We start from the raw sequence: 25,192 nt of genomic DNA, 5'->3' as shown, positions 1-25,192 counted from the left end.
CCGCCGCTCAGCCGGTGGCGCCGACGAGCTCCGACGACCGCGCCGGGGCCGCGGCGTTCTGCTTGGCCTCGCGGCGGGCCAGCACCACCAGGCCGACCGGGATCAGCCCGGTGAACAGCCACCACTGGACGGCGTACGCCATGTGCGGGCCGATGTCGGAGTGGCCGGGCTCGGCGAGCAGCTCGGGGGAGGGGCCCGCGGCGGGTTGCGAGGAGGCCAGCTCCAGGTAGCCGCCGAGCACGGTGGTGCCCGCGTACCTGGCCTGCTCGGCGGTGTTGATCACCTTGAACATCCGCTCCGGCAGCCCGCCGCGGTTCTTCACGCCCAGCGAGGCGTACGTCTCGTCGGCGCGCAGCCGCCCGGTCACGGTGACCTCGCCGGACGGCGGGGCCGGGACGTCCGGGATGCTGGCGGCGTCCGCGGCGGACTCCACCCAGCCGCGGTTGACCAGCACCGAGCCCCTGCCGTCGGCGAGCACCAGCGGGGTGACCACGAAGTAGCCGATGGTGGAGCCGCCGGGCTCGGTGCGGCCGCGGATCACCACCTCGTGCGCGGTGTCGTAGCGGCCGGTGGCGGTCACGGTGCGCCACACCTCGCCGGTCGGGACGGACCAGCCGGGGGAGGAGAGCGAGTCGAAGGCGACCGGGGTGCTGCCCAGGTTCCGCGCCACCAGGTCGTTGCGGGCGACCCGGGCCTCGTGCCGGTGGTACTGCCAGAAGCCCAGCTTGATCATGGTGGGGACCAGCACCGCGGCCACCAGGACGATGACCGCCCAGCGCACGGACAGCAGGAATCGGTACACACCCGGCACGCTAACCCTCCTTACCGCCGCGTCAGGCACCGGGGTGCGGCGCGACCTCGCGCAGCAGCTGCAGGAACGCGTCCTCGCCGACCACCGGGGTGCCGTACTCGCGGGCCTTGCGGGCCTTGCCGCTCCAGGAGCCCGGCTCGTTGGTGACCAGCAGGCTGGTGAGCCGGCTCACCGAGGAGGCGATGTGCAGCCCGGCCTCGGTGGCCCGGTCCTCCAGCAGCTCGCGGTCGGTGGCGGTGTCGCCGGTGATCGCCACCCGCATGCCCTGCACCAGCGGCGAGCCGTCCGTCCAGCGGCCCGGGTTCGGGTACGGGCAGGCCGGGCGCTTGCGGCCGGGGCGGTAGGAGGAGCTCCAGGAGCCGCGGGCCGGGGCCGCGGGCGCGGCGGTGTCCTCGCCCAGGTCGGTGACGGCCACGCAGGCGGTCAGCGGCAGCGGGACGCCGCCGCTGCGGGCCAGCTCCAGCGAGGGCCGGAACACCTCGGCCAGCACCCGGGCGTCGTCCAGCGCGTGGTGCGCCTGCCGCTGGTGCACGCCGAAGTGCGCGGCCAGCGAGGAGAGCTTGCCGTTGGGCAGCGGCAGCCGCAGGTCGCGGGCCAGCACCATGGTGCACAGCCGCTGCTCGACCGGGGCGCGCAGGCCCGCCCGGGAGAACTCGCGGGAGATCATGTTCCAGTCGAACAGCGCGTTGTGGGCGACCAGCACCCGGTCGCGCAGCCGCTCGGCGAACTCGGCGGCGATCTCCGGGAAGGTCGGCGCGCCCGCCAGGGTCTCGCTGGTCAGGCCGTGGATCCAGACCGGTCCCGGGTCCCGTTCGGGGTTGACCAGGGTGTACCAGTGGTCGGTGATCTCGCCGTCGGGGTCGAGCTGGTAGACGCCCGCCGAGATCACCCGGTCGGAGCGGCCGAGACCGGTGGTCTCCACGTCGACCACCGCGAAGCCGCGCCCGTCGCCCCCGCCGGGGCCGGTGCGCGGTGCCGGGAACGGCGGGTTCGGGAATGGCGCGTACATAACGCACCACTGTACGGGGAGCGGCGGGCGGCCCCGGACTGCTCCACTCGGAATAGCGGGCGTGAACGGCGGCTTACAGTGGGAAGCCCGGGTGCAGACACCCGCGGGACCCGTACACCGAAGGACTCCCTCATGCGCGCCACCGTGATCCACGGCCCCCAGGACATCCGGATCGAGGAGGTGCCGGATCCGCGGATCGAGCGGCCCACCGACGCGGTCGTGCGGGTGCTGAACGCCTGCATCTGCGGCAGCGACCTGTGGGCGTACCGGGGCGTGGCCAAGCGCCAGGCCGGGCAGCGGATCGGGCACGAGTTCCTGGGCTTCGTCGAGGAGGTCGGCGCCGAGGTGCGCGGCTTCGCGGTCGGCGACCTGGTGGTGGCCCCGTTCGTCTGGTCGGACGGCGTGTGCGAGTACTGCCGCGAGGGCCTGCAGACCTCCTGCCCGCACGGCGGGTTCTGGGGCACCCCGGGCTCGGACGGCGGGCAGGGCGAGGCCGTCCGGGTGCCGTTCGCGGACGGGACGCTGGTGCGGCTGCCCAAGGAGGCGGCCGGGGACGAGAAGCTGCTGCCCGGGCTGCTGGCGCTGTCCGACGTGATGGCCACCGGGCACCACGCGGCGGTCTCGGCGGGCGTGCGGCCCGGCGCGACGGTCGCGGTGGTCGGCGACGGCGCGGTCGGGCTGTGCGGCGTGCTGGCCGCGCACCGGCTCGGCGCGGGCCGGATCATCGCGCTCGGCCGCCACGAGGGCCGCACCGCGATCGCCCGCTCCTTCGGCGCCACCGACGTGGTGCCCGAGCGCGGCGAGGCGGCGGTCGAGGCGGTGCGCGAGCTGACCGGCGGGCAGGGCGCGCACGCCGTGCTGGAGGCGGTCGGCACCGAGGAGTCGATGCGCACCGCGATCTCGATCGCCCGGGACGGCGGCGCGGTCGGCTACGTCGGCGTGCCGCACGGCGGCAGCGCGGGCGTGGACATCGGCCAGATGTTCAACCGGAACGTGCAGCTGCGCGGCGGCGTCGCCCCGGCCCGGGCGTACATCCCCGAGCTGCTGCCGGACGTGCTCTCCGGCGCGATCGACCCGGGCGCGGTGTTCGACCGCACGGTGGGCCTGGACGGGGTGCCCGAGGGCTACCGGGCGATGGACGAGCGGACGGCGCTGAAGGTGCGCATCGCGTTCTGAACCGCCCACCGGACAGCGGTAATCGAATGAAAATTACACCGGGGTGGCCGCGAAGCGGCCGCCCCGGTGGCGTGTTCCGATCAGTTTTCGGCCACATCGCGTGGGGAAGCTTCTCGGGGTCCGTTCCTGGATCTAGCATGCAGCGCACTCAATGTGACGTCACTCACGTCCATCTGATCGTCCGTCGCACCGAAGACGTCAGGAGTCCCCGCGTGGCACCCCCGCCCGAGACAGCCCCCGAATCGTTCCAACGTATCGAGGAGTCACCGGAGTTCCGGCAACTCAGGAGCTCCTTCCGGAACTTCGCATTCCCGGTCACGGCCGGATTCGTCCTCTGGTACCTGCTGTACGTCCTGCTCAGCTGCTACGCCCCCGGCTTCATGAGCACCAAGGTCGTCGGCAACATCAACCTCGCGCTGGTGCTCGGCATCCTGCAGTTCGTCAGCACCTTCGCCATCGCCGCCTGGTACGCCAGGTTCGCCGACCGGCAACTGGACCCGCGCGCCGCCGTCATCCGCGGCCGCGCCGACGCCACGCTGCCCGCCCAGCCCGGCGCCCACACCCCCGTGGCCGAGGAGGCCGCCGAATGATCCACCTGGCCACCTCCGCGGGCGACCACCGCACCCTGATCATGTCGCTGTTCGGGGTGTTCGTCCTCGCCACCCTCGGCATCACCCTCTGGGCCGGCCGCAGCACCCGCGACGCCTCCGACTTCTACGCGGGCGGCCGCGGCTTCACCGGCTTCCAGAACGGCCTGGCGATCTCCGGCGACTACATGTCCGCCGCGTCCTTCCTCGGCATCACCGGCGCCATCGCGCTCTCCGGCTACGACGGCTTCCTCTACTCCATCGGCTTCCTGGTCGCCTGGCTGGTCGCCCTGCTGCTGGTCGCCGAACCGCTGCGCAACTCCGGCCGCTACACCATGGCCGACGTGCTGGCCTTCCGGATGCGCCAGCGCCCCGTCCGCACCGCCGCGGGCATCTCCACCATCGTGGTGTCGATCTTCTACCTGCTCGCCCAGATGGTCGGCGCCGGCTCCCTGGTCGCCCTGCTGCTCGGCGCCCAGGGCGACGCCGCCAAGCGCTGGGTGATCGTCGCGGTCGGCGCGCTGATGGTGCTGTACGTCGTCATCGGCGGCATGAAGGGCACCACCTGGGTGCAGATCATCAAGGCCGTGCTGCTGATCCTCGGCGCCGGGCTGATGACCGTCCTGGTGCTCGCCAAGTTCCACTTCAACCTGTCCGAGCTGCTCGGCTCGGCCGCCAAGGCCAGCGGCAGCGGCGACAAGTTCCTGCAGCCCGGCCTCAAGTACGGCACCAACGGCACCACCAAGCTCAACTTCCTCAGCCTCGGCATCGCGCTGGTCCTCGGCACCGCCGCCCTGCCGCACATCCTGGTGCGCTTCTACACCGTCCCCACCGCGCGCACCGCCCGCAAGTCGGTGCTCTGGTCGATCGGCATCATCGGCGTCTTCTACCTGATGACCCTCGCCCTCGGCTTCGGCGCCGCCGCCCTGGTCGGCCGCAAGACGCTCGCCGCCGACAAGTCCGGCAACACCGCCGCCCCGCTGCTCGCCGAGCACCTCGGCGGCGGCGCCGGGACCACCGGCGGCGCGGTGCTGCTCGCGGTGATCTCCGCGGTCGCCTTCGCCACCATCCTGGCCGTGGTCGCCGGACTCACCCTGGCCTCCTCGTCCTCCTTCGCCCACGACCTCTACGCCAACGTGATCCGGCGCGGCAAGGCCACCGAGAAGGAGGAGGTCGCCAGCGCCAAGTTCGCCGCCGTCGCGATCGGCGCGATCGCCATCCTGCTGTCGATCTTCGCCGACAAGCTGAACGCCGCCGCCCTGGTCGCCCTGGCCTTCGCGGTCGCCGCCTCCGCCAACCTGCCCACCCTGCTCTACTCGCTGTTCTGGAAGCGGTTCAACACCACCGGCGCGGTCGCCTCCACCTACGCGGGCCTGATCACCTCCGTCGGCCTGGTGATCTTCTCCCCGGTGGTCTCCGGCAACGCCAAGGCGCTGATCCCGGACAGCTCCTTCGACTGGTTCCCGCTGGAGAACCCCGGGCTGATCTCCATCCCGGTCGGCTTCCTGGCCGGTGTGATCGGCACCTACCTGGCCAGGGAGAAGGCCGACCCGGCGAAGTACGCTGAACTGGAGGTCCGTTCGCTCACCGGCCTCGGCGCCCACTGAGGCGGCCGCGGAGGCGCCCACCGGGGCGCCCACGGAACGGTCCGCTCCCCGGTGCTGTCCGGGAGCGGCGTTAAGCTGGCCCGGCCGCCGCACGGTGGCCGGGCCAGCGGGCTTTTTCCAGGAAGGCGGGCGCCGGGATGCTCCTCGACACCTACGGCCGGCAGGCCGTCGACCTGCGGGTCTCGCTCACCGACCGGTGCAACCTGCGCTGCACCTACTGCATGCCCGAAGAGGGCCTGAACTGGCTCGGCAAGCCGGAGCTGCTGACCGACGAGGAGATCGTCCGCCTGGTCGGCCTCGCCGTCGGCACGCTGGGCGTGCGCGAGGTCCGCTTCACCGGCGGCGAACCGCTGCTGCGGCCCGGGCTGGTGGCGATCATCGCGGCCTGCGCCGCGCTCGAACCCCGGCCGGAGATCTCGCTCACCACCAACGGCATCGGACTGGCCCGGATCGCCCCCGCGCTGCGCGACGCCGGGGTCGACCGGGTCAACGTCTCGCTCGACACCCTCGACCCCGACACCTTCGCCCGGCTCACCCGCCGCCGCCGCCACCAGGACGTGCTGGACGGCCTCGCCGCCGCCGAGGCCGCCGGGCTGCGGCCGGTCAAGCTCAACGCCGTCCTGATGCGCGGCGTCAACGACCACGAGGCCGCCGACCTGCTGGCCTGGGCGATCGAGCACCGCTACCAACTGCGCTTCATCGAGCAGATGCCGCTGGACGCCCAGCACGGCTGGGACCGGACGCAGATGGTCACCGCCGAGGAGATCCTCGAACTCCTGCGCACGCGCTTCGAGTTGGCCCCCGAACCGTCCGCCGCCCGGGGCGCCGCGCCCGCCGAGCGCTGGCTCGTCGACGGCGGCCCCGCGACGGTCGGCGTCATCGCGTCGGTGACCCGGCCGTTCTGCCGGGCCTGCGACCGCACCCGGCTCACCGCCGACGGGCAGGTCCGCAACTGCCTGTTCGCGACCGGCGAGACCGACCTGCGGGGCGCGCTGCGCGGCGGCGCGAGCGACGCCGAACTGGCCGAGCTGTGGCGGGCCGCGATGTGGGGCAAGAAGGCGGGCGCGGGCATCGACCAGCCGGAGTTCCACCAGCCGGAGCGGCCGATGTCGGCGATCGGCGGCTGAGCGGGGCCGTTCCCGGCCGCGCTCGGTCCTCCGCCCGCGCTCGCTCCTCCACCCGCGCTCAGTCCTCCGGCTGCCCGGGCCCCTCCGGTTGCCCGGTGCGCCAGGACATCTCGATCTCCAGCTCGATCTCGTCACCGTCCAGCTCGACCTCGATCTCGGTGCGCAGCTCGTCGGGGACGCGCACGGTCAGCCGACCGGGACCGAGGTCCAGCTCGGCCTGCCCGCCGCGCCTGAGCGCGGCCGCCAGCGCCTCCAGCTGGTCGGCGGCCTCGGTCCGCGACAGCGTCCGCTTCTGCGTGAACTCGAGTTCTTTCACGGGAACCCTCCTGGCCCGTCGGGGACACCGGACCCTGCCATCCTCCGGCCTCCCCGCCCGGTCGGCACGGCGAGCGCCCGGGGGCACCCCCGCAGGGACCCTTCGGCGGGGTCAGGTGCGGTTGTGGAGCGCCTCCAGGCCGACCAGGTCGTCCGGGCGGGCGTCGGGGACCCGTTCGTCGAAGTGGGCGAAGACCGGCAGGCGGCGCAGCAGCAGGCCGGTGGCGAGCAGGACGAGGGCGAACAGGACGTACGTCAGGCCGAGGCCGCGGCCGGGGCCGGTGCCGATCAGGCGGCCGACGGTCGGGGCGAGCGCGCCGCCGGGCTCCAGGGCGGGCTGCAGCAGGGCCGCGGTGCCCGGGCCGAGCAGGACGAAGCCGATCGGCATCGTGCACCAGGCGAACAGCGCGTTCACGGCGAAGACCCGCCCGTGGAAGCGGGCCGGGACCTTCACCTGGACGATCGTCGCGTACACGGTGTTCATCACCGTCAGGCCGAGGAACATGCCGAACACGCCCGCGCCGACCAGGACCGTCGACGGGCGCAGGCCGGTGACCAGGCAGCCCGCCGCCATCAGCAGGAACGCGCCCAGGACGCCGCGCATCCGGTGCCGGGACGGGCCGCCCCACACCGCCATCAGGACGCCGCCCAGCACGATGCCGAGGCCGCCCGCCAGCGAGACCCGGGCGACGTCGGAGAGCGAGCCGAAGCCCAGCACCAGCGGCTGGAAGAAGATGAACAGCGGGCCGACCAGCAGGTTCGTCCCCGCGAAGAAGAACAGCATCGCGCGCAGCCCCGGCGTCCCGAGGGCGAGGCGGAACCCGGCCCGCAGCTCCGCGCCGACGCTCTCCCGGCGCCGCCAGCCCAGCGTGCGGGGGAAGCGCAGGGCGGCGGTGACGGCGATCGCCACCGCGTAGCTGCACACGTCGGCGATCAGGATGCCGCGCAGGCCGACCGTGGCCAGCGCTGTCGTCGCCAGCAGCGGGACCGCGAACTGCACCACGCCCGTGCCCGCCTGCACCAGGCCGTTGGCGTGGCCGAGGAAGCGCTTGGGGACGAGCTGCGGGACGGCCGAGGCGTAGGCGATCCGCTGGAAGGTCAGGGCGACGGACAGCACCGTCATCAGGGCGTACACCGCCGGGCGGTGCAGCGCCCCCGCGAGCAGCAGGGTCAGCATCGCGGCCTGGGTGGCGCCCGCTGCCGTGTCGGCGGTCAGCATCACGGCCCGGCGGCTGTAGCGGTCGGCGACGGTGCCCGCGAGCGGGGCGGCCAGCAGGCCGGGGACGAGGGCGAGCGAGGAGAGCAGGGCGAGCTGGAGCAGCGAGTCGCTGCTCAGGTAGAGCCACAGCGGCAGCGCGAACTCGGTGGTCGCGGTGCCCGCCATCGACACCAGCTGGCCCGCGGCGACCGCGAGGAAGCGCGGCATGCCGGGGGCGGGGGCGGACCGGCGGCCGGTCGCGGCGGTGGGGGGTGCGGCGGCGGAGCGGGAGACGTCGGCCAGGTGCCAGGTGGCGTCGCCGTCGGGAGCGGGCGGGGTCGTGGCGGGGAGGTCGCGGTGGACGGTGGTGAGGACCGCGGCGACCTCCGCGGCCCGGTACTTCAGGAAGTAGTGGCCGGCCTCGGCGAGCACCACCAGGGCGGTGGTGCCGGTGAGGAAGTGCCACTCGCGGAAGCGCTCCCCGTGGTAGTCGGTGATGTCGTCGCGCTCGCCGACCACCGAGATCACCGGCGCCGACAGCGGGGTCACGCCGCGCTCCAGCAGGCCGGTGAAGTACTCCTCGGCCTGCTCGCTGTCGGCGCGCATGTCCCGCACCAGGCGGCGGGCGGTGGCCGGGTCGACGTCGTCCAGGCTCAGGCCCAGCGAGGTCAGCCAGTCGCGGTAGCGGCGGTCGCTGGCCAGGCGCTCCAACCGGGTCAGCAGGCGCACCACGGGCCCGCGCGGGCGGGCGAACGGGAAGATCGCGCCGGTGTACACCGCCTCGACGGCCCGGCCGTCGGCCTCCAGGGCCAGCGCCAGGGCGACGGCCAGCGCCCCGCCGACCCCGCAGTGCCCGTACACCGCGACCGGGCCGCGGACGTGCTCGCGGACCTCGGCGACGGCCGCGGCGACCAGCTCCGGGAAGGCGGCCCGGCCCTCGGCCCGGCCCATCTCCTCCCCGGTGCCCGCCAGCGCGAACAGGGCGTGGCCGGGCGGCAGGGCGTCGGCGAGCGGCTGGTAGACGGCCGCGCTGCCGCCGCCGTACGGGACGCACAGCAGGGTCAGCACCGGCTCGGCCGACCGGCGGGGCGTCAGCTCGTGCAGGACGCGGGCCGGGCCGCGGTCGGCCGCGGGGGTCGCGGCCAGCGCGGCCAGCGCCCGGACGGTGGGGTGCTTGAACAGGTCCATCAGCGACAGGCCGGCGGCGTCCGGGAGCGCGGTGCGCAGCTTGGCGACCACCTTGATGCCGAGCAGCGAGTGGCCGCCCAGGTCGAAGAAGTCGTCGTCCCGGCCGGGCAGCGGGACGCCCAGCACCTCGGACCAGACCCCGGCGACCACCCGCTCGGCGTCGGTGGCCGGCTCGGCCCGGTCGGCGCCCGGGGCGGCCGGGGCGGGGGAGGGCAGCGCCCAGCGGTCGAGCTTGCCGGTGGGGCCGACCGGGAGGGCGTCCAGGACGACGTACGCGGAGGGCAGCATCGAGTCGGGCAGGGTGCGGCGCAGGCCCGCGCGCAGCACGGCGGGCGCGGTGTCGGCACCGCTGCCGTCCGGGACGGTCCAGGCGACCAGGCGGCGCACGCCCGGCCGGTCCTCGCGGACCGCGACGGCCGCCTCCCGCACGCCCGGCAGGGCGCGCAGCGCGGCCTCGACCTCGCCGGGTTCGATCCGCAGGCCGTGCAGCTTGACCTGCTGGTCGGTGCGGCCCAGGTACTCGATCGTGCCGTCGGGCCGGTGCCGGGCCAGGTCGCCGCTGGCGTACATCCGGGAGCCGGGCGGGCCCCACGGGTCGGCGCGGAAGCGCTCGGCGGTCAGCTCGGGCCGGTTCAGGTAGCCGAGGGCGACGCCGGGCCCGGCGATGTGCAGTTCGCCGGGCAGCCCGGCGGGCACCGGGCGGCCGTGCCGGTCCAGCACGTACACCCGCATGTTCTGGATCGGGCGGCCGATCGGGGTGCGGCGGACGCCCGCCAGGTTCTCGCGGGTGCACGTCCAGGCGGTGCAGTCGACGGACGCCTCGGTCGGGCCGTACAGGTTGTGCAGACCGACGGCGGGCAGCCGCTCCAGGGTCTGCCGGGCCAGGTCGGCGGGCAGTTCCTCGCCGCTGCAGACCAGGGTGCGCAGGCCGGTGCAGTGCTCCACGCCCTCCTCGGCGAGGAAGACGGCGAGCATCGACGGCACGAAGTGCGCGGTGGTGACGGCGTGTCGGCGGATCGCGTCGCGCAGGTAGGCGCCGTCGCGGTGGCCGCCCGGGCGGGCCACCACCAGGCGGGCGCCCTCGCGCAGCGGCCAGAACAGCTCCCACACCGAGACGTCGAAGGCCGCCGGGGTCTTCTGCAGCACCGCGTCGGTGGGACCGAGCGGGTAGGCGCGCTGCATCCAGTCCAGCCGGTTGTCGATGCCCCGGTGCGAGCAGAGCACCCCCTTGGGACGGCCGGTCGAACCCGAGGTGAAGATCACGTACGCCGGGTCGTCCGGACCGGCCGGGCGCAGCGGGCGGCGCTCGGCCGGGGGTCGTCGCAGCGCGGCGTCGTCCAGGGACAACAGCCTGGTGCCGCGCGGGAGTTCGGACGGCAGCCGGTCGCGCAGGGCGTCCTGGGCCAGCAGCGCCCGGGGCGCGGCGTCGGCGAGCATGCCGGACAGCCGCTCGGCCGGGGAGTCCGGGTCGAGAGGGAGGTACGCGCCGCCCGCCTTCAGCACGCCCAGCAGGGCCACCACCAGCTCGGCCGACCGCTCGGCGCAGACCGCGACCACGTTGCCGGGACCCACCCCGGCGGCGGCCAGGTGCGCGGCCAACGCCGCTGCGCGCTCGTTCAGTTGGCGGTAGCTGAACTGTTCGCCGGTGGCGTCGACGACCAGGCAGGCGGCGTCCGGGGTGGCGGCGGCCCGGGCCTCGAACCGGCCGTGCAGGGTGCCGGGTTCGAGCGGGACGGCGCTGTCGTTCCACTCCTCCAGGGTGGTGCGCAGCTCCGCCGGGTCGGTCAAGTCGAGCTGGGACAGCGGGAGTTCGGGGTGGCGGACGATCTGGCGCAGCAGACGCTCGAACAGCTCGGCCAGCCGGGCGATCGTGCCGGGCTCGAAGAGGTCGGAACTGTAGGTGAAGTAGCCGTGCAGGCCCTCGTCGGTGTGCCGCAGGTACAGCTCCAGGTCGAAGCGGGTCGAGCCGGTGGTGAACGGGTGGTGGCCCACCTCCGGGCCGCCGTTCGCCGAAACCCCCTCGGCGCGCTCGTAGTTGAGCAGGGTGAACGAGGTCTGGAACACCGGCGTCCGGCTCGGGTCGCGCGGCAGCGCCAGCTCCTCGACCAGTTGCTCGAACGGCATCTCCTGGTGCGCCAGGTCGGCGACGAACCGCTCCCGGACGCCCGCCAGCAGGGTAGTGAATCCCGGGTCGCCCGACAGGTCCGCGCGCAGTGCCAGGACGTTCGCGAACAGGCCCACCAGCGGCTCCAGTTCGGGCAGCGTCCGGCCCGCGACGGTGGAGCCGACCGCGAAGTCGTCCTGCCCGCACCAGCGGCCCAGCAGCGCCTGGTAGGCGGCCAGCAGCGTCATGTACGGCGTCGCGCCGTGCGCCGCGCCCAGCGCCAGCACCGCCCGGCTGGTCCCCGCGTCCAGCGCGATGCCGTGGCCCGCGCCGCGCAGCGTCGGCACGGCCGGGCGCGGCCGGTCGGCGGGCAGGTCCAGCGGCGGGACGCCGGACAGCCGCCCGCGCCAGTGCTCCAGGTCGGCCCGGCGCACCTCGCCCCGGTAGCGCTCGCGCTGCCAGGCGGCGAAGTCGCCGTACTGCACCGGGAGTTCGGGCAGCGGACGGTCGTCGCTGTCGTGGCAGCCGGACAGCAGCTCGCGCAGGAACAGCTCGCTGGACCAGCCGTCCGAGACGATGTGGTGCTGCACCACCACCAGCACGTGGTCCCGCTCCGCAGCCCGCAGCAGGGCCGCCCGCACCACCGGGCCCGCTGCCAGGTCGAACGGGCGGCCGGTCTCCTCCCGCACCCAGGCGTCGAGTCGGGCCTCCCGGTCGGCCGGGGCCAGCGCCGGGTCGACGGCGCGGACCTCCAGCCGGACGCCGCCGGGCGGGTCGACCACCACGGTCGGCGTGCCGTCGGCCGCCGCCGGGAAGCGCATCCGCAGGCTCTCGTGCCGGGCCACCAACCGCTCCAGCGACGCCGACAGCCGCTCCGGGTCGAGCGGGCCGCGCAGCCGCACCACCAGCGGCACGGTGTAGGCGGTGCTGTCCGGGACGAACTGGTCCATGAACCACAGGCGTTCCTGCGCGAAGGAGAGCGGCGGCGCGGTGCCCTCCGGGCGGCGCGGCACGGTCGTCGCCGGGGCGGCGGCGCGGGCGCGGCGCAGGCGGCGGGCGAGCAGCTCGGCGCGGGCGTCGGGGGCAGGGGCGTCGGGGACGGTGGCGGGGGTGGTGGTCATGCGGCCGGGGCGCCTTCCTGGAGCGGTGCGCGTACTTCGCGGACGGCGGGGGTGGGGATGCCGGTGGGGGCGGTGGCGCGGGTCATGCGGTCGGGGCGTCCTCGTCGATCAGGGCCCGGACCTCGTCCTCGCTGAGTGCGTCGATCTCCGCGAGCAGCAGCTCCTCGACGGCGGCGGCCGTGCCCGCGACCGTCGGGGCTTCGAACAACACCCGTACCGGAAGGTTGAGTTCGAGTGCGGCGCGGAGTCGGGCCAGGACCCGGACGGCGAGCAGCGAATGGCCGCCGAGCGCGAAGAAGTCGTCGTGCGCGCCGATCCGGTCCGCGTCCAGGCCCAGCACCTCGGCCCAGGTCTCGGCGACCAGGTGCTCGGCGTCCGTGCCGGGCGGGACGCGCTCGGCGACGACGCCGACGCCCACGCCGGCGGCCGGTGCGGCGGTGGCGGGGGAGGGCAGGGCGGCCCGGTCGAGCTTGCCGCGGACGGTCAGCGGCAGGCGCTCCAGCGGCAGGCAGACGTCCGGGACGAGGTGGGCGGGCAGTACGGCGCGCAGGCGGCGGCGCAACTCCTCGCCGTGCGGCGGGCGTTCGGGGTCGGTGGGGACCAGCCAGGCGGTCAGCAGTTGCCGTCCGGCCTCGTCGTGCAGATCCACCACGGCCTGCGCGACGCCCGGCTGCCCCAGCAGCGCGGCTTCCACCTCGGCGGGCTCCACCCGGTGGCCGCGCACCTTGAGCTGACGGTCCCGGCGGCCCAGGAACTCCAGCGAACCGTCCGGCCGCAGCCGGGCCAGGTCGCCGGTCCGGTACATCCGGCCGCCGGTGAACGGGTCCGCGGCGAACCGCTCCGCCGTCAGGTCGGGCCGACCCAGGTAGCCGTCGGCCAGGCCGTCCCCGCCCAGCCACAGTTCGCCGGGCACCCCCGGCGGCACCGGGCGGCCGCCGTCGTCCAGCAGGTGGGCGACGGTCGCGGCGATCGGGCGGCCGATGTCCGGGCGGGCGGTCGCGTCGGCCGGGCCCAGTCGGCAGGCGGTGGCGATCACCGCGGCCTCGGTCGGACCGTAGGTGTTCCACAGCTCGACGCGGTCACCGAAGCGCGCGCGCCAGGCCGCGACCGCGGCCGACGCCACCTGGTCGCCGCCCAGCACCACCGTGCGCAGCGCCGGGGGCCACGGGACGGCCGCACCGGCCGCGACCAGCTCCTGCCAGTAGGCCGTCGGCAGGTCGAGCACCGTCAGGGTGCGACCCTGCGGGCTGCCCAGCCAGTCCGGGAGCTCGGCGGGCGGCACCGGCAGCAGGACCACCTCCGCGCCGTGCGTCAGCGCGGGGAAGACCTCCTCCACGTGCGTGTCGAACCCCGGCGACGCGAACTGCAGCACCCGCTCGCCCGGGCCCAGCCCGTACGCCGCGCCCATCCAGCGCACCCGGGCGAGCAGCGCCCGGTGCGGGACGGACACCGCCTTCGGCTCGCCGGTCGAGCCGGAGGTGTGGAGCACGTAGGCGGGGTCGGCGGGAGCGGGGGGTGTGGGTGGTGCGAGGGGCGCGGGGGGCGCGGAGGGCGTCGCGGGTGCGAACTCGCGCTGTTCGGAGGGGGGTTGGGGGCTGTCGAGCGGGGTGAGGCGGGTGGTGGGCAGGTCGGTGTCGACGACGGGGGCGTCCGGGGTGGCCAGGACGGCGGTGGCGCCCGCGCCGTGCAGCATGGCGTGCAGGCGGGGGGCGGGCAGGGCCGGGTCGAGCGGGAGGTAGGCGCAGTCGGCCAGCAGGATGCCCAACATGCCCGCCAGCAGTTCGGCGGAGCGGGCGCCGTACAGCCCGACCGGGGTGCGCGGGAGCGCTCCCACTGCGCGGACGGCGGCCTCCGCCCGGCGCGCTCCGGCGATCAACTCCCGGTAGGTGAAGGCCCGTTCCCCGTCCCGGAGGGCGACCGCGTCCGGGGTGGCGGTGGCCTGCCGCAGCAGCAGGTCCAGCACCGTCTCCGGGTCGTCCGGCACGCCGTCCGGGCCGCGCAGCAGTGCGCCGTCCTCGTCCGGGGAGAGCAGGGAGAGCGCGGCGAGCGGCCGCTCGGGCTCGGCGAGGGCGTGACCGGCCAGGATCGGCAGGCGGTCCAGCAGGGCCTGGGCCGCGGCGGCGTCCAGCACCGCCGGGTCGTACGCCAGCAGCAGGTGCAGGCCGCCGTCGGCGGCCGGCCAGGCGTCCAGCGAGGTGTCGAAGGGTGTCGGCGCGGGCAGACCGGGCAGCGCCTCCACCACGAGCCGGCCCGCGTCGGGCGTGAGTGAGGGGGCGGACTCGGCGGCGGGCGGGCCCGCGTCGGCGGCGGGTGAGGTGGCGGGCGCGGCGGCGGACTCGGTGTGCAGGTTGAACCAGTGCCGGAACAACTGCCGCTGGCCCTCCCCGCGCGCCGTGCCCAGCTCGCCCAGCAGCCGCTCGTAGGGGACCTGCGGGTGCGAGAGCGCGCCCGTGACGGTGGCGCGGGTGCGCGCCAGCAGGGCCGCGAACCCGGCCCCGCCGCCGAGGTCGGCGCGCAGCGGGAGGACGGTCGTGAAGCAGCCCACCAGGTGCTCGTCCGCCCGGCGCTCGCGCCCGGCCGTCGGCGCGCCCACCACCAGGTCGTCCTGCCCGGTGTGCCGACCCACCAGCAACTGGTAGAGCGCCAGCCAGGCCATGAACGGGGTGCAGCCGTGCTCCCGGGCGAAGCCCTCGACCGCCGCCGCCGAAGCGGCGTCGACCTCGGCCCGCACCCAGTGCGCCCGCCCGTCCGCGCCGGCGGCGGGGCGCGGCGGCGGGGTGCCCGGCGGCAGGCCCCGGCCGGGCGGGGCGGCGAGCTCGGCCGCCCAGTACGCGGCCGGCCGGTCCGCCGCCGGACCCTCCGCGCGGGCCCGCCGCCACATCACGTGATCGCCGAACCCGCCCTCCAGCGGCGGAAGTTGCGGCTCCCGCCCGTCCGCCACCGCCCGGTGCGCGGCCAGCAGCTCGTCCAGCAGCAGCCGGATCGACCAGCCGTCCGACACCAGGTGGTGCGCCGCCAGCAGCAGCACGTGCGTCCGCTCGCCCGTCCGGTACAGCGCGATCCGCAGCAGCGGCCCCGCCGCCGTCGGGTACGGCCGCCCGCCGCACGCCTCGGCCAGGCGCAGCGCGGCGGCCTCCGGATCCGGCTCGGCCCGCAGGTCGTGCAGCGCGACGGGCACCTCGACCCGGTCGGCGACCCGCTGCACCGGCACGCCGTCGACCTCCGCGAACGACGTCCGCAGCGGTTCGTGCCGGGCCACCACGACGGCCACCGCCCGGCGGAACGCGTCCGGGTCGAGCGGGCCGGTCAGGCGGCGCAGGGTGACCAGGTTCTCCGAGACGTCCGACGGGTCCAACTGCTGCAGGAACCACATCCGTTGCTGCCCCGGCGTCAGCGGGTACTCGCGGTCAGGCATGCTGCTGCTCCTCGGTGAGACGGGCCAGCACGGCGCCGAAGCCGGCCGGGGTGGGGGACTCGAAGAACGCCGAGGCCGGGACGTCCACGCCGAACCGCTCGGCGATCCGGGCGGCGATCCGCACCACGGCGAGCGAGTCCCCGCCGTGCGCGAACAGGTCGTCGTGGTCGCCGACCTCCTCCCGGCCCAGGACCTCCCCCCACAGCGCGCGCAACTCCGCGACCGGGGCGGTGGGTTCGCGGTCCGCCGCCGGGGCGGTCGGGGAAGTCGGACGGGCCGGAGGGGTCGGACGGGCCGGACGGGTCGGCGGCGAGGCGGACGGACGCCACGGCTCGGCCGTCCGGACACCGCTCAGCGCCACCTCCGGGCGTTCGGCCAACAGCGCCAGCAACTCGACCAGCGCGTCCGCGAACCCGGCCACCGCCGCACGCGCGAACCGCTCGCACGGGTACGTCAGCACCAGTTCCGCGCCCTCCGGCCCGACCCCCGCCGCCAGCACCAGGTCGTACGCACTGCCGTCCACCTCCTGCCCCCACGGCGCCGCGTCCAGGCCCGGGCCCCAGCCCGCACCGGCCGCACCGGCCGCACCGGGACCGTCCGTCGCGACCTCCGTGCGCTCCACGAACAGCACCTGGAACAGCGGGTGCACCCCCGGCGCGCGGCGCGGGGCCACCGCCGACACGATCCGGTCGAACGGGGCCGCCTGCGCCAACCCCGCCGCCAGCGCCTCCCGCACCCGCGGCGCGAACGAACGGAACGCCGGATCGTCCGCCAGCGACACCCGCAACGGCAGCAGATCCGTGAAACAGCCCACCACGGCGTCCAGTTCGGGATGCGGACGACCACCCGACACCACGCCCACCGTCACCTCCCGGCGCCCCGCGCACCGCGCCAGCAGCACCAGGAACCCGGCCAGCAGCACGGTGTGCCCCGTCAGCCGCGCCCCGTCACCGGCCGCGCGCAGCCGCTCCAGCACTGCACCGGGCACCCGGACGGAGACCGTCGCGGTGCGGCGGCCACTCCCGCCGGGGGCGGGCGGGGCGTCCAGGCCGAGTTCCAGCACCGGGGGCGCGCCGTCCAGCAGGTGCCGCCAGTACGCCAGGCGCTCCGGCAGGACGCGGTCCAGGCGGGAGCGGGACCAGGCCGCGTAGTCCGCGTACTGCGGGCGGTCGTCGGCGGGCGGCGGGGCGGTGTCGGACGGTGGGGTGCTGCCGGTGCGGTACGCCGCGGCCAGTTCGGCGGTCAGCAGGTCCGCCGAGCGGGCGTCCGCCGCGATGTGGTGGCACACCAGCAGCAGCCGGTGCCGGTCGGGGGCCAGCCGCAGGACCGTCAACCGCAGCATCGGCCCCGTCGCCAGGTCGAAGCGGTACCCGCCCGCCTCCACGGCCAGGGCGGCGGCCAGCGCCTCGCGTTCCGGCTCCGGGGCGAAGGAGAGGTCCAGGAGGTCGATCAGGGCGGACGCTCGGCCGGGGGTCAGCGGAGTTTCGGGGCGGAACTGGACGGGCTCGCCGTCGACCTCCGCATAGCGCGTCCGCAGGACCGGGTGCCGGTCGACCACTGCGGCGAGCGCGGCCGTCAGCCGGTCCACGTCCAGCGGGCCGTCCAGCGCCAGGCCCGCCGTCACCGGCGGCGACGCGGCCGGGCCGCCGATCCGCTCCGCCAGCCACAGCCGACGCTGCTCCGCCGAACACACCACCGGACGGCCGTCCCGCGGCAGCCGGGGCACGCCACGGACGGCCGAGGCCTGCCGACGGGCCGCGAGCAGCCGTGCGGCGAGGGCGCGCCGGTCGGCGGTGGCGGTTCCCGGTGGGGTGGTGGCGGGGGTTCCCGGTGGGGCGGTGGCGGTTTCCGGCGCGGGAGCGGCGGGTGTCGGGGGCACCTCGAGGGTGCTGTCGGGCGGGTTCACCGGGCATCCCCGGCGAGTTGGTGCGGGGCCTCCAGCAGGGCCTTCATGCCCGTCAGCAGGGACACCACCTGGCGACCGTTCAGCAGCCGGTGGTCGAACGCCGCGCCCAGGTGCACCAGGCTGCGGGTCCGGAAGCCGGTGCCGTCCGGGTCGGGCAGGACGGCGGCGCGCGGGGCCGCCAGGGACAGCGCGCAGGCCTGGCCGGGGAAGACCACCGGCAGGGCCAGGGCGACGCCCGGGTCGGTGTGCAGGGTCAGCGTGATGTTCGCGCCCTGCAGGTCGCGGTCGCGGAAGGCGCCGCGCAGTGCGGCCATCCGGTGGGCCATCATGGCCCGGGACAGTTCGCCCAACGACGAACGGTCGGCGTCGTGCAGCACCGGGACGAACAGGCCCGCGCCCAGCTCGAAGGTCACCCCGATGTGCGCGCCGGGCACCAGCCGGGTGCCCGTTCCGTCGGCCGACAGCGCCGCGAAGCAGGACGGATCGGTGGCCCGCCGGGTGGCCAGCGCGGCCGCCGTCAGCTCGGCCAGGCCCACCAGGCTGCCGACCGTCGCCGTGAGTTCGCGCCCGGCGGCGAGCGCGTCGGTGACGTCCACGTCCACGGCGGTGAACGCCGTCGGCACCTCGCGGTGCGAGGCGGTGACGGTCGCCGCGACGGCGCGCTGGTTGCGGGTCAGCGGGGCGAGGACCGTCCCCGGCGGGTCCTGTGGGAGCTGTGGGTTCTGCGGGAGCTGTGAGTTCTGCGGGAGCTGTGAGTTCTGCGGGGTGGTGGCGGGCCGCTCCGTCGGTGGCTCCGCGGCCGTAGCGGGGGCGGTGGCCGGGGTGGTTGCCGCAGCCGGGACCGCCGCCGCGAGGTGCGCCGCCAGCCGGTCGACCTCCGCGCGGCGCACCACCGGTACGTCCAGCGCGAGCGCCGCCGACTCGGGGATGCCGAGCTCGGCCAGCCGGGCCCGGGCCGGGGCGGTCAGGACCGGGCCCCCGGCCGTCGGGACCGGGGAATCGGCGACCGCCGCCGGACGCCGCCGGGCCGCGTCCAGGGAGGACGCGTCGGGGTGCAGCCGGGCCAGCAGCTCGCCCGGTGCGCACTCGCGGCCCGCCGGGACGAGCAGCTCCAGCAGCCCGTCGGCCGGTGCGGCCAGTTCCTCGACCGCCTTCGAGGTCTCCACCTCCAGCAGCGGTTCGCCCTCGGCGACCTTCCCGCCGTCCTCGACCAGCCACCCCAGCAGGGTGTACGCCGCGTCGTTGGTGTTGACCTTCGGCATCCGGTACTCGGTCACCGTCACCGTCACCGCTCCTCTCCGCACTCCGTCGACCCGTGCTCCGCCGACCCGCGTTCCGTCGACCCGCGTTCCGCCGCCACCTGCTCCGCCAGCGCGCGGACCGCCCGCCGGATGTCCTCGTCCCGGACGAACACCTCGTCCTCCAGGTGCGGCGCCGCCGGTACCGGCCGGTCCGCCGCCGTCAGCACCCGCACCGGCGCCCGCAGCACCGACCAGAGCCGGGTGTGCAGCGCCTGCGCCACCTCCGTCCCCCAGCCCGCGCCGGGGGTGCCGTCCTCCACCACGACCACCGCCGGGGCCCGCCCGCACAGCTCGGCCAACCGGTCGGCGTCCAGCGGGTGGAGCCGGGCCGGGACCAGCAGGCGCACGCACAGCTCGTCCTCCAGCAGCAGCGTGCGCAGCGCGCCCACCGCTCGCCGGGCCAGGCCGCCCGGGGCGATCACCACCGCGTCCGGCCGCTCCACGCCCGCCGGGCCGACCAGGGCGGTGCCCAGTGCCGGGTCCAGTGCCGGGCCCAGCGTCGAGCCGCCGTCCAGCCGCCAGTGCAGCACCTCGTCGACCTTGTCGCCGGTGAACCGCCGCTCGGTGTACAGCACCTTGTCCTCGAACAGCACCGACGGGTTGCCGGTGGACAGCGCGTGCCGCACCAGCGGCACCGCGTCGTGGAACGGGCTCAGCTCGTACAGGTCCAGGTCGGGGACGCCCATCAGGTGCTTCTGCGGGCTCTGGCTGTGCGTCGCCCCGTACCCGCGCCGCCCGCCGACCGGGCAGCGCACCAGCAGCGGCACCGGCACCCGGCGGCCGTACATGGAGACCGACTTGGCGGCGAAGTTCACCAACTGGTCGAAGGCCAGCGTGACGAAGTCGCCGAACATCATCTCGACCACCGCGCGCTCCCCGGCCAGCGCCAGGCCCGCGCCCACCCCGGTGATCGCGCCCTCGCTCAGCGGCGTCGACCGCACCCGCTCGCCGAACCGGGTGGACAGGCCCCGGGTCACCTTGAACGCCCCACCGTAAGGGTCCGACACGTCCTCGCCGAGCAGGTGCACGGACGGGTCGGCGGCCATCAGCTCGTGCAGCGCCCGGTTCAGGTTCTCGGCGACCCGCTCCGGCCCGGGGTTCGCCGGTACGGCGTTCTCCGGCGTGGGGCCCTCCGGCGTGGGGGCCTCCGACGTGGCGTTCTCCGGTACGGCGGGGAGCGCGGACGTGGTGGCGGACGCGGCGCGGGCCCGGCCGTCCGACGGCGGGCGGGACACCACCTCCGCCACCAGGGCCTCCACCAGCGCCGACTGCTTGGCGTCCCAGGCCGCGAACCGCTCCTCGGACGCGCCCGCCCGCGCCCGGTACCAGTCGCGCGCGCCGAGGGCGGTCAGCTCCTCCGCGCCCCGGGTGTCGTCGCCCTTGCTGTGCGGGCCCAGTCGCGGGACGTCCAGCTCCACCACCAGTGGGCCTGCGCCGGACCGCACCTGCGCCAGCAGCGGCGCCAGCTCGGCGCGCAGCGACGACACTTCGCTCGTCGACGAACGGTGGTGGGCGATGCCGAACGCGGCCGCCCGGGCCCCGATGCTGCCCGCCAACTGCCGTTCGGTCGGCGTGGACTGGGCGATGCCGTTGTGCTCCACCACCACGACCAGCGGGGCCCGCCACAGCGCCGCCAGGTTCAGCGCCTCGTACACCGCGCCCTCGCCCCAGGTGCCGTCCCCGACGAACGCCAGCGCCAGCGCCCCCGCCCCGTCCCGGGCCCGGCGCAGCGCCGCGCCGACCGCGACCGGCAGGCTCTCGCCCTGCACGCCCGTGGACAGGAACCCGCCCGTGTACAGGTGCTGGCTGCCGCCCGCGCCGCCGCACACCGCGCCCTGCCGCCCCAGCACCTCGGCGAGCAGGCCCTCCGCGTCGCCGGTCAGCGCCAGGTAGTGGCCGTGGCCGCGGTGGTTGCTGAACACCATGTCCGCCGCGCCCAGCAGCGGCGCCAGTGCCACCGGCACGTACTCCTGGCCCAGACAGGTGTGCGTGGTGCCGCTGACCAGCCCCTCGCCGAACAGCCGCAGCAGTGCCAGCTCGACGTGCCGGATCAGCAGCAGCGCGGCCAGGTCCGCGTCGTCCGGCTCCGGGCCGGGCGGGGGGTTCAGCACGGCGGTCACTCCTCGGTCGTGGTGGCGGCGTTCGTGGTGGCGGTCGCGCTGGCGCTCCGTCGGCGGGCGGCCAGCAGACGCAGCGCGGCGGTGCGGTCGAGCGGTGCGGCGGCCCCGGCGGGCGGTGATGCGGTCCCGGCGGGCGCCGCTCCGGGCGCCGCTCCGGACGGTGCTCCGGGCGGCAGCGGCTCGGCCAGGCAGCGTTCGAAGGCGCCCGGGTCGAGGCCGTCGACGAACGCCAGCGCGGCCGAGCGCGAGGTGGCGGACTGCCGCGCGTAGTGCGCCGGGTCGTCGAGCAGCGCGTCGAGCGCCGCCAGCCAGGGACCCAACTCCTGTGCAGGGACGACCGGTTCGGGCCGGGCCGCGCCCGGCTCGCGGCGGTACGCGGTGACCGGGCGGACGGGAAGCGAGCCCGGCACGCCCAACTTGGCCTCCAGCAGCCCCCCGACCGCCGAAGCCAGCACCGGCACGCCCCGCAGCATCGCCTCCACGCAGGTGTAGCCGAAGGTCTCGTCCCACAGCGAGGGCATCAGCAACACCCGTGTCCGGGACAGGACTTCCTCGATGTCGTCCACCGGCGGGACCACCGTGACGTTCGGCCGCCGTGCCAGCTCGGCCCGGTCGGCGGCGTCCGCGCCCCAGGTCGGGACGGCCAGGAACGGCACCTCGGGCCGGGCGTCGGCCAGTCCGAGCAGCACCGAAATGCCTTTGTACCCGCAGGGGTTGACCATCGTCACCGCGCCCTGCCCGGGCCGTCCGAGGAGCGGGAACGGGCCCGTCCCGTACACCTGCGGGCGCACCACCTGCGCCGTCAGCCCCGCGTGCTCGCGCAGGTACGCCGCGGCCGCGTCGCTGACCGCGACCAGCCGGGCCGCCCGCCGCACCAGCCGCGTCCCGGCCTCGCTCGGGTGGAACGCCCCTGGGCCGAACGGGAGTTGCTGGATCGTGTGGACCAGGTACACCACCCGGTCCGGCGTCGCACCCAGCGCCGCCCCGAGCATCAGGTGGCCCGGGTCGTCGCCCGGGACGAGGGTCCGGTCCGGGCGCAGCCGCTCGGCCACCGCGCGGACGGTGCGCGGCAGCAGGGACGGTGAGCGCACCGCGTGCACCGTGACCCCGCGGTGGGTGTAGACGACGGTGCCCCCGTCGTCGGAGCGGACCGCCGCGCCGCGCTCGACCAGCGCCCGGACGGCCTGCCCGGGCTCGACGGTGGCCAGCGCGCCGGTCAGCGGACCGACCACCTCGCAGGTGTGCCCGCGCGCGGCCAGCCGCTCCAGCAGCAGCCGGTTGGAGCGGTTCGCCCCGCCGTGCGACGGCAGGTGGATCAGGTTCTGGGCGAGCAGGATCCTCATCGCGCCTCCTCCGGAGCGGGCACGGCGTCGGCGGGCACGGCCGCGGGCGCTGCGGGGGCGGATGCCCCGGGGACGGGCGCCACGGCAGCGCGCCGTTCGCGCAGCCGTTCGCGCAACCGGGCCCGGTCGGCGGCGGAGAGGTCGCGCAGCGCACGATCGGCGGGGGAGGATCCGCGCAGCGCCCGGGGGCGCGGCGGGTCGGTGAGCAGCCCGGCCAGCCGGGCGGCCGCCGCGTCCAGGGCCTCCGCCGGGCGCTGCGGGCCGGTGACGGCCGCGGCCCGCAGCGTCAGGTCGTGGTCGGCCGCCGCCGCGTCGATCGCCGCGGCGAGTTCCGGCGTGCGCCAGCGGTCGGCCGGTACGGTGCGGGCCAGGCCGAGGCGGGCCAGTCGGGCCGCGTTGTCCGGGCGGTCCACCCCGTCCGCCATCAGCACCTGCGGGGTGCCGGCCGCGAGCGCCCGGGCCAGCGTGCCGATGCCCCCGTGGTGCACCAGCGCCGCCGCGTGCGGCACGGCCCGGGCGAAGTCCAGCCCCGGCGACCAGCGGACGTTCTCCGGCAGCGCGTCCGGCAGCAGGTCGCGGTGCCGGACCACCACCAGGGTCGGCAGGCCCGTCCGCCCGGCGGCCGCCAGCAGCGCCGGGTAGTAGTCGGCGGCCAGCATCCGCCCCGTCCCGCCGGTGGCCAGCACGGGACGGGTGCCGATCGGGAAGAGACCGTCGAACGGGTCGGCGGAGGAGGGGAGTTGGGCCCCCAGGGCGCGGGCGGAGGCGTCGGCGAGCGGGAAGCCGGTGAGCGAGACCCGGGCCGGGGCGCGCGGCCCGGCGGCGTCGAACCAGCCCGGCCACAGGCCGAGTTCAGCGTCCGCCCCGGCGAACCAGGCCCGCCAGTCGGGCACTTCGGGCAGGCCGAGGCCGTCGCGGACCTCCTGCAGTCCGGCGGCCAGTTCGGCGCCGTACAGGTACGCGGCGACCGGCACCGCGAGCAGCTGCGTCGGCGCGAGGGCCACCCAGGCGACGGGGGCGTGCAGCAGCTCGGCGGCGAACCGGACCGAGACGGCCGAGGTGTGCCGTCCGACCAGCACCGTCCCGCCGGGGACGTGCAGGTCGGCGAGGATGCGGCACTCGGCCGCGATCTGTTCGAACAGGGCGTTGCGGCGGTAGAACCCGGACCAGCCCGCCTTGTGCGGGGCGCTCCCCAGCAGCCCCGGCGTGTCCGCGAGCACGCTCTCGAACTCGGCCTCGCCGTCGATCGCCGCGAAGCCCAGACCGGCGTGCTCCGCCGCCGACCGGTACGGCGCGTGGGTCAGCAGCACCGCCCGGTGACCGGCCCGGACCAGCGCCGCACCGAGACCGACGAACGGCAGTACGTCGCCGTCGCTGCCATGGGTCACCAACAGGAACAGGGCCATCGGAGCGCTACGACCCCTCGGCCAGCAGCGCGCGGATCTCCTCGTCGCTCAGCCCGTCCAACTCGGCTTCCAGCGACGTCAGTTCGGCGAGATCGGCGGATTCGATCAGGGACTGCTCGACGGCGGAGACGGCACCGGCGAGGGTGAACCCCTCGGTGAACAGGCGGTCCAGCGGCAGTTCCACCCCGTAGGCGTCCTGCACCCCGGCCAGGAACTGCACCAGCGCGAGCGACGTCCCGCCCGATTCGAAGAACTCCGCCTCCGGTCCGGCGGGCGCCACGCCCACGGTCTCCGTCCACAGCCGCGCCACGACCTCGCGGATCTCGCTCACCGGGCCACCCCCGCCCGCACGGGAACGTCGACGGCACTGCGGGCAGGCAAGACGTGCATGGCGGATCTCCCGAACGAGGGCAGCCGGCGGGGTGGGGCCGGGCCGAAAAGGGATGGGAAGCCAGCAAGATGGGAGCGCTCCCACATTGGGCGTCGCCATTCCAGCAGCGGTTTTGAGCCCCTGTCAATGGATCGCGCCGCGAGAAACCACCCCGTGACCTGCGGTATTCGCCATGCCCATGCCGCAAATGCCACGACAGTCGACCCGACCCGACCCGACCAGCCCGCCCGCCCGCCCGCCCGCCCGGCCGCCCGCCCGCCCGGCCGAGCGACGCGAGCGCGGCGGAGGCCCGCCCGCCGACGGGGGAGTCCGCCAACTCGGGCGGGTGTGCGCGCGACGCGCACCGCACGTCGGAGCTGCCCGGCGCGCCGCCCCGTCCGGTGTCGCCCGCGGCGGCGGCGCCATCCTGGTCAGACGCTCCGGCGTCCGACGTCCACGGCCGTCCGGCCGGTGCCGACCCCTGCTCCACTTCCCACGAGTGGACACCGCCGACGGGTTCGACCACTACGTTCAGGGCTTCGAAGCGGTCCGGGCCCGAACGCGGCCCTGGACGCCCGACCAGGAGAGGACCGACGCACATGGGCAGGACCGAGTACTACAACGACCCGAACGCGCCCAAGGCCAACACCCTCATCCCCGCCAGCAACCTGCTCGTCGTCGACGACTCCGGCGCCGTCCTGCTGCAGCGCCGCCGCGACACGGGCCAGTGGGCGCTGCCCGGCGGAGCCCAGGACATCGGGGAGACCGCCGCCCAGTGCGCGGTCCGCGAGTGCCTGGAGGAGACCGGCATCCTCGCCGAGATCACCGGCTTCCTCGGCGTCTACACCGACCCGCACCACATCGTCGCCTACACCGACGGCGAGATCCGCCAGCAGTACGAGAACACCTACATCGGCCGCCCCGTCGGCGGCGAGCCCACGATCAACGACGAGGCCGACGGCGTCCGCTTCGTCCAACCCGCCGACCTCGACCGGTACGACATCCACCCCAGCATGCGCCGGCAGATCGGCGACTACCTCGCGGGCACCTACCCCTACCTGGGCTGAACCGCCGACGCCGCCTCCCCC

Annotated in this window: 16 protein-coding genes; 5 read left to right on the top strand and 11 right to left on the bottom strand. The window is 75.8% G+C overall.

The features are described 5' to 3' along the window. Positions 1–7 precede the first annotated feature (7 nt). The gene (locus ACFY00_RS08675) at positions 8–802 is read right to left on the bottom strand and encodes an SURF1 family protein (protein WP_388028723.1); all 795 of its coding nucleotides are present in this window, start codon (positions 800–802) and stop codon (positions 8–10) included. Positions 803–833: 31 nt separating this feature from the next. Continuing rightward, the gene (locus tag ACFY00_RS08670) at positions 834–1,820 is read right to left on the bottom strand and encodes a DEDDh family exonuclease (protein ID WP_388028722.1); all 987 of its coding nucleotides are present in this window, start codon (positions 1,818–1,820) and stop codon (positions 834–836) included. Between the two features lie 132 nt (positions 1,821–1,952). Between ACFY00_RS08670 and ACFY00_RS08665 the strand changes: the two genes are divergently transcribed. The 4 genes from ACFY00_RS08665 (at position 1,953) to moaA (ending at position 6,317) form a co-directional block, all read left to right on the top strand. Then, entirely contained in the window at positions 1,953–2,996 is a 1,044-nt protein-coding gene (locus ACFY00_RS08665) for a zinc-dependent alcohol dehydrogenase family protein (protein WP_388028720.1), read from the top strand. 212 nt (positions 2,997–3,208) lie between these two features. Continuing rightward, entirely contained in the window at positions 3,209–3,586 is a 378-nt protein-coding gene (locus tag ACFY00_RS08660; RefSeq protein ID WP_388028718.1) for a DUF485 domain-containing protein, read from the top strand. After that, on the top strand, positions 3,583–5,190 hold the full coding sequence (locus ACFY00_RS08655) for a cation acetate symporter (RefSeq protein ID WP_388028716.1): 1,608 nt from the start codon (positions 3,583–3,585) through the stop codon (positions 5,188–5,190). The genes ACFY00_RS08660 and ACFY00_RS08655 overlap by 4 nt, the downstream gene beginning before the upstream one ends. A gap of 137 nt (positions 5,191–5,327) precedes the next feature. Then, the gene (gene moaA / locus ACFY00_RS08650) at positions 5,328–6,317 is read left to right on the top strand and encodes a GTP 3',8-cyclase MoaA (RefSeq protein ID WP_388028714.1); all 990 of its coding nucleotides are present in this window, start codon (positions 5,328–5,330) and stop codon (positions 6,315–6,317) included. 58 nt (positions 6,318–6,375) lie between these two features. On the opposite strand, the gene ACFY00_RS08645 is transcribed toward moaA, so the two are convergent. From ACFY00_RS08645 to ACFY00_RS08605, 9 genes are all read right to left on the bottom strand, one after another. Continuing rightward, a complete protein-coding gene (locus tag ACFY00_RS08645) occupies positions 6,376–6,633 on the bottom strand; it encodes an amphi-Trp domain-containing protein (protein ID WP_388028713.1) in 258 nt (85 codons plus the stop codon). 111 nt (positions 6,634–6,744) lie between these two features. Next, positions 6,745–12,243: an amino acid adenylation domain-containing protein gene (locus tag ACFY00_RS08640; RefSeq protein ID WP_388028711.1), complete on the bottom strand. Its 5,499-nt coding sequence runs from the start codon at positions 12,241–12,243 to the stop codon at positions 6,745–6,747. 82 nt (positions 12,244–12,325) lie between these two features. Next, positions 12,326–15,658, bottom strand: a complete 3,333-nt coding sequence (locus ACFY00_RS08635) for an amino acid adenylation domain-containing protein (RefSeq protein WP_388028709.1) — start codon at positions 15,656–15,658, stop codon at positions 12,326–12,328. Continuing rightward, a complete protein-coding gene (locus ACFY00_RS08630) occupies positions 15,651–17,564 on the bottom strand; it encodes a condensation domain-containing protein (protein ID WP_388028708.1) in 1,914 nt (637 codons plus the stop codon). Before ACFY00_RS08630 ends, ACFY00_RS08635 begins: the two co-directional genes overlap by 8 nt. Then, positions 17,561–18,847: a 2-oxo acid dehydrogenase subunit E2 gene (locus ACFY00_RS08625; protein WP_388028705.1), complete on the bottom strand. Its 1,287-nt coding sequence runs from the start codon at positions 18,845–18,847 to the stop codon at positions 17,561–17,563. The genes ACFY00_RS08630 and ACFY00_RS08625 overlap by 4 nt, the downstream gene beginning before the upstream one ends. A gap of 2 nt (positions 18,848–18,849) precedes the next feature. Next, positions 18,850–20,976: a dehydrogenase E1 component subunit alpha/beta gene (locus ACFY00_RS08620; protein ID WP_388028703.1), complete on the bottom strand. Its 2,127-nt coding sequence runs from the start codon at positions 20,974–20,976 to the stop codon at positions 18,850–18,852. A gap of 5 nt (positions 20,977–20,981) precedes the next feature. Further along, a complete protein-coding gene (locus ACFY00_RS08615) occupies positions 20,982–22,328 on the bottom strand; it encodes a glycosyltransferase family 4 protein (protein ID WP_388028700.1) in 1,347 nt (448 codons plus the stop codon). Next, positions 22,325–23,734, bottom strand: a complete 1,410-nt coding sequence (locus tag ACFY00_RS08610) for a glycosyltransferase (RefSeq protein ID WP_388028698.1) — start codon at positions 23,732–23,734, stop codon at positions 22,325–22,327. The genes ACFY00_RS08615 and ACFY00_RS08610 overlap by 4 nt, the downstream gene beginning before the upstream one ends. A 7-nt stretch (positions 23,735–23,741) precedes the next feature. Beyond that, on the bottom strand, positions 23,742–24,065 hold the full coding sequence (locus tag ACFY00_RS08605; protein ID WP_388028697.1) for a phosphopantetheine-binding protein: 324 nt from the start codon (positions 24,063–24,065) through the stop codon (positions 23,742–23,744). A gap of 638 nt (positions 24,066–24,703) precedes the next feature. Between ACFY00_RS08605 and ACFY00_RS08600 the strand changes: the two genes are divergently transcribed. Further along, complete coding sequence (locus tag ACFY00_RS08600) at positions 24,704–25,171, top strand: NUDIX hydrolase (protein ID WP_388028694.1); 468 nt, start codon at positions 24,704–24,706, stop codon at positions 25,169–25,171. Positions 25,172–25,192 lie beyond the last annotated feature (21 nt).

This window comes from Kitasatospora sp. NPDC001540 (assembly GCF_042894345.1).
Classification (GTDB): Bacteria; Actinomycetota; Actinomycetes; order Streptomycetales; family Streptomycetaceae; genus Kitasatospora; species Kitasatospora phosalacinea_C.
Note: the sequence above shows the minus strand (reverse complement) of the source record. Positions and strands in the feature narration are given on the sequence as shown.

Coding starts and splice junctions, on each gene's coding strand:
- moaA (WP_388028714.1), top strand. CDS start 5,328: ATGCTCCTCGACACCTACGGCCGGCAGGCCGTCGACCTGCGGGTCTCG.
- ACFY00_RS08670 (WP_388028722.1), bottom strand. CDS start 1,820: ATGTACGCGCCATTCCCGAACCCGCCGTTCCCGGCACCGCGCACCGGC.
- ACFY00_RS08655 (WP_388028716.1), top strand. CDS start 3,583: ATGATCCACCTGGCCACCTCCGCGGGCGACCACCGCACCCTGATCATG.
- ACFY00_RS08635 (WP_388028709.1), bottom strand. CDS start 15,658: ATGCCTGACCGCGAGTACCCGCTGACGCCGGGGCAGCAACGGATGTGG.
- ACFY00_RS08640 (WP_388028711.1), bottom strand. CDS start 12,243: ATGACCACCACCCCCGCCACCGTCCCCGACGCCCCTGCCCCCGACGCC.
- ACFY00_RS08665 (WP_388028720.1), top strand. CDS start 1,953: ATGCGCGCCACCGTGATCCACGGCCCCCAGGACATCCGGATCGAGGAG.
- ACFY00_RS08610 (WP_388028698.1), bottom strand. CDS start 23,734: ATGGCCCTGTTCCTGTTGGTGACCCATGGCAGCGACGGCGACGTACTG.
- ACFY00_RS08615 (WP_388028700.1), bottom strand. CDS start 22,328: ATGAGGATCCTGCTCGCCCAGAACCTGATCCACCTGCCGTCGCACGGC.
- ACFY00_RS08600 (WP_388028694.1), top strand. CDS start 24,704: ATGGGCAGGACCGAGTACTACAACGACCCGAACGCGCCCAAGGCCAAC.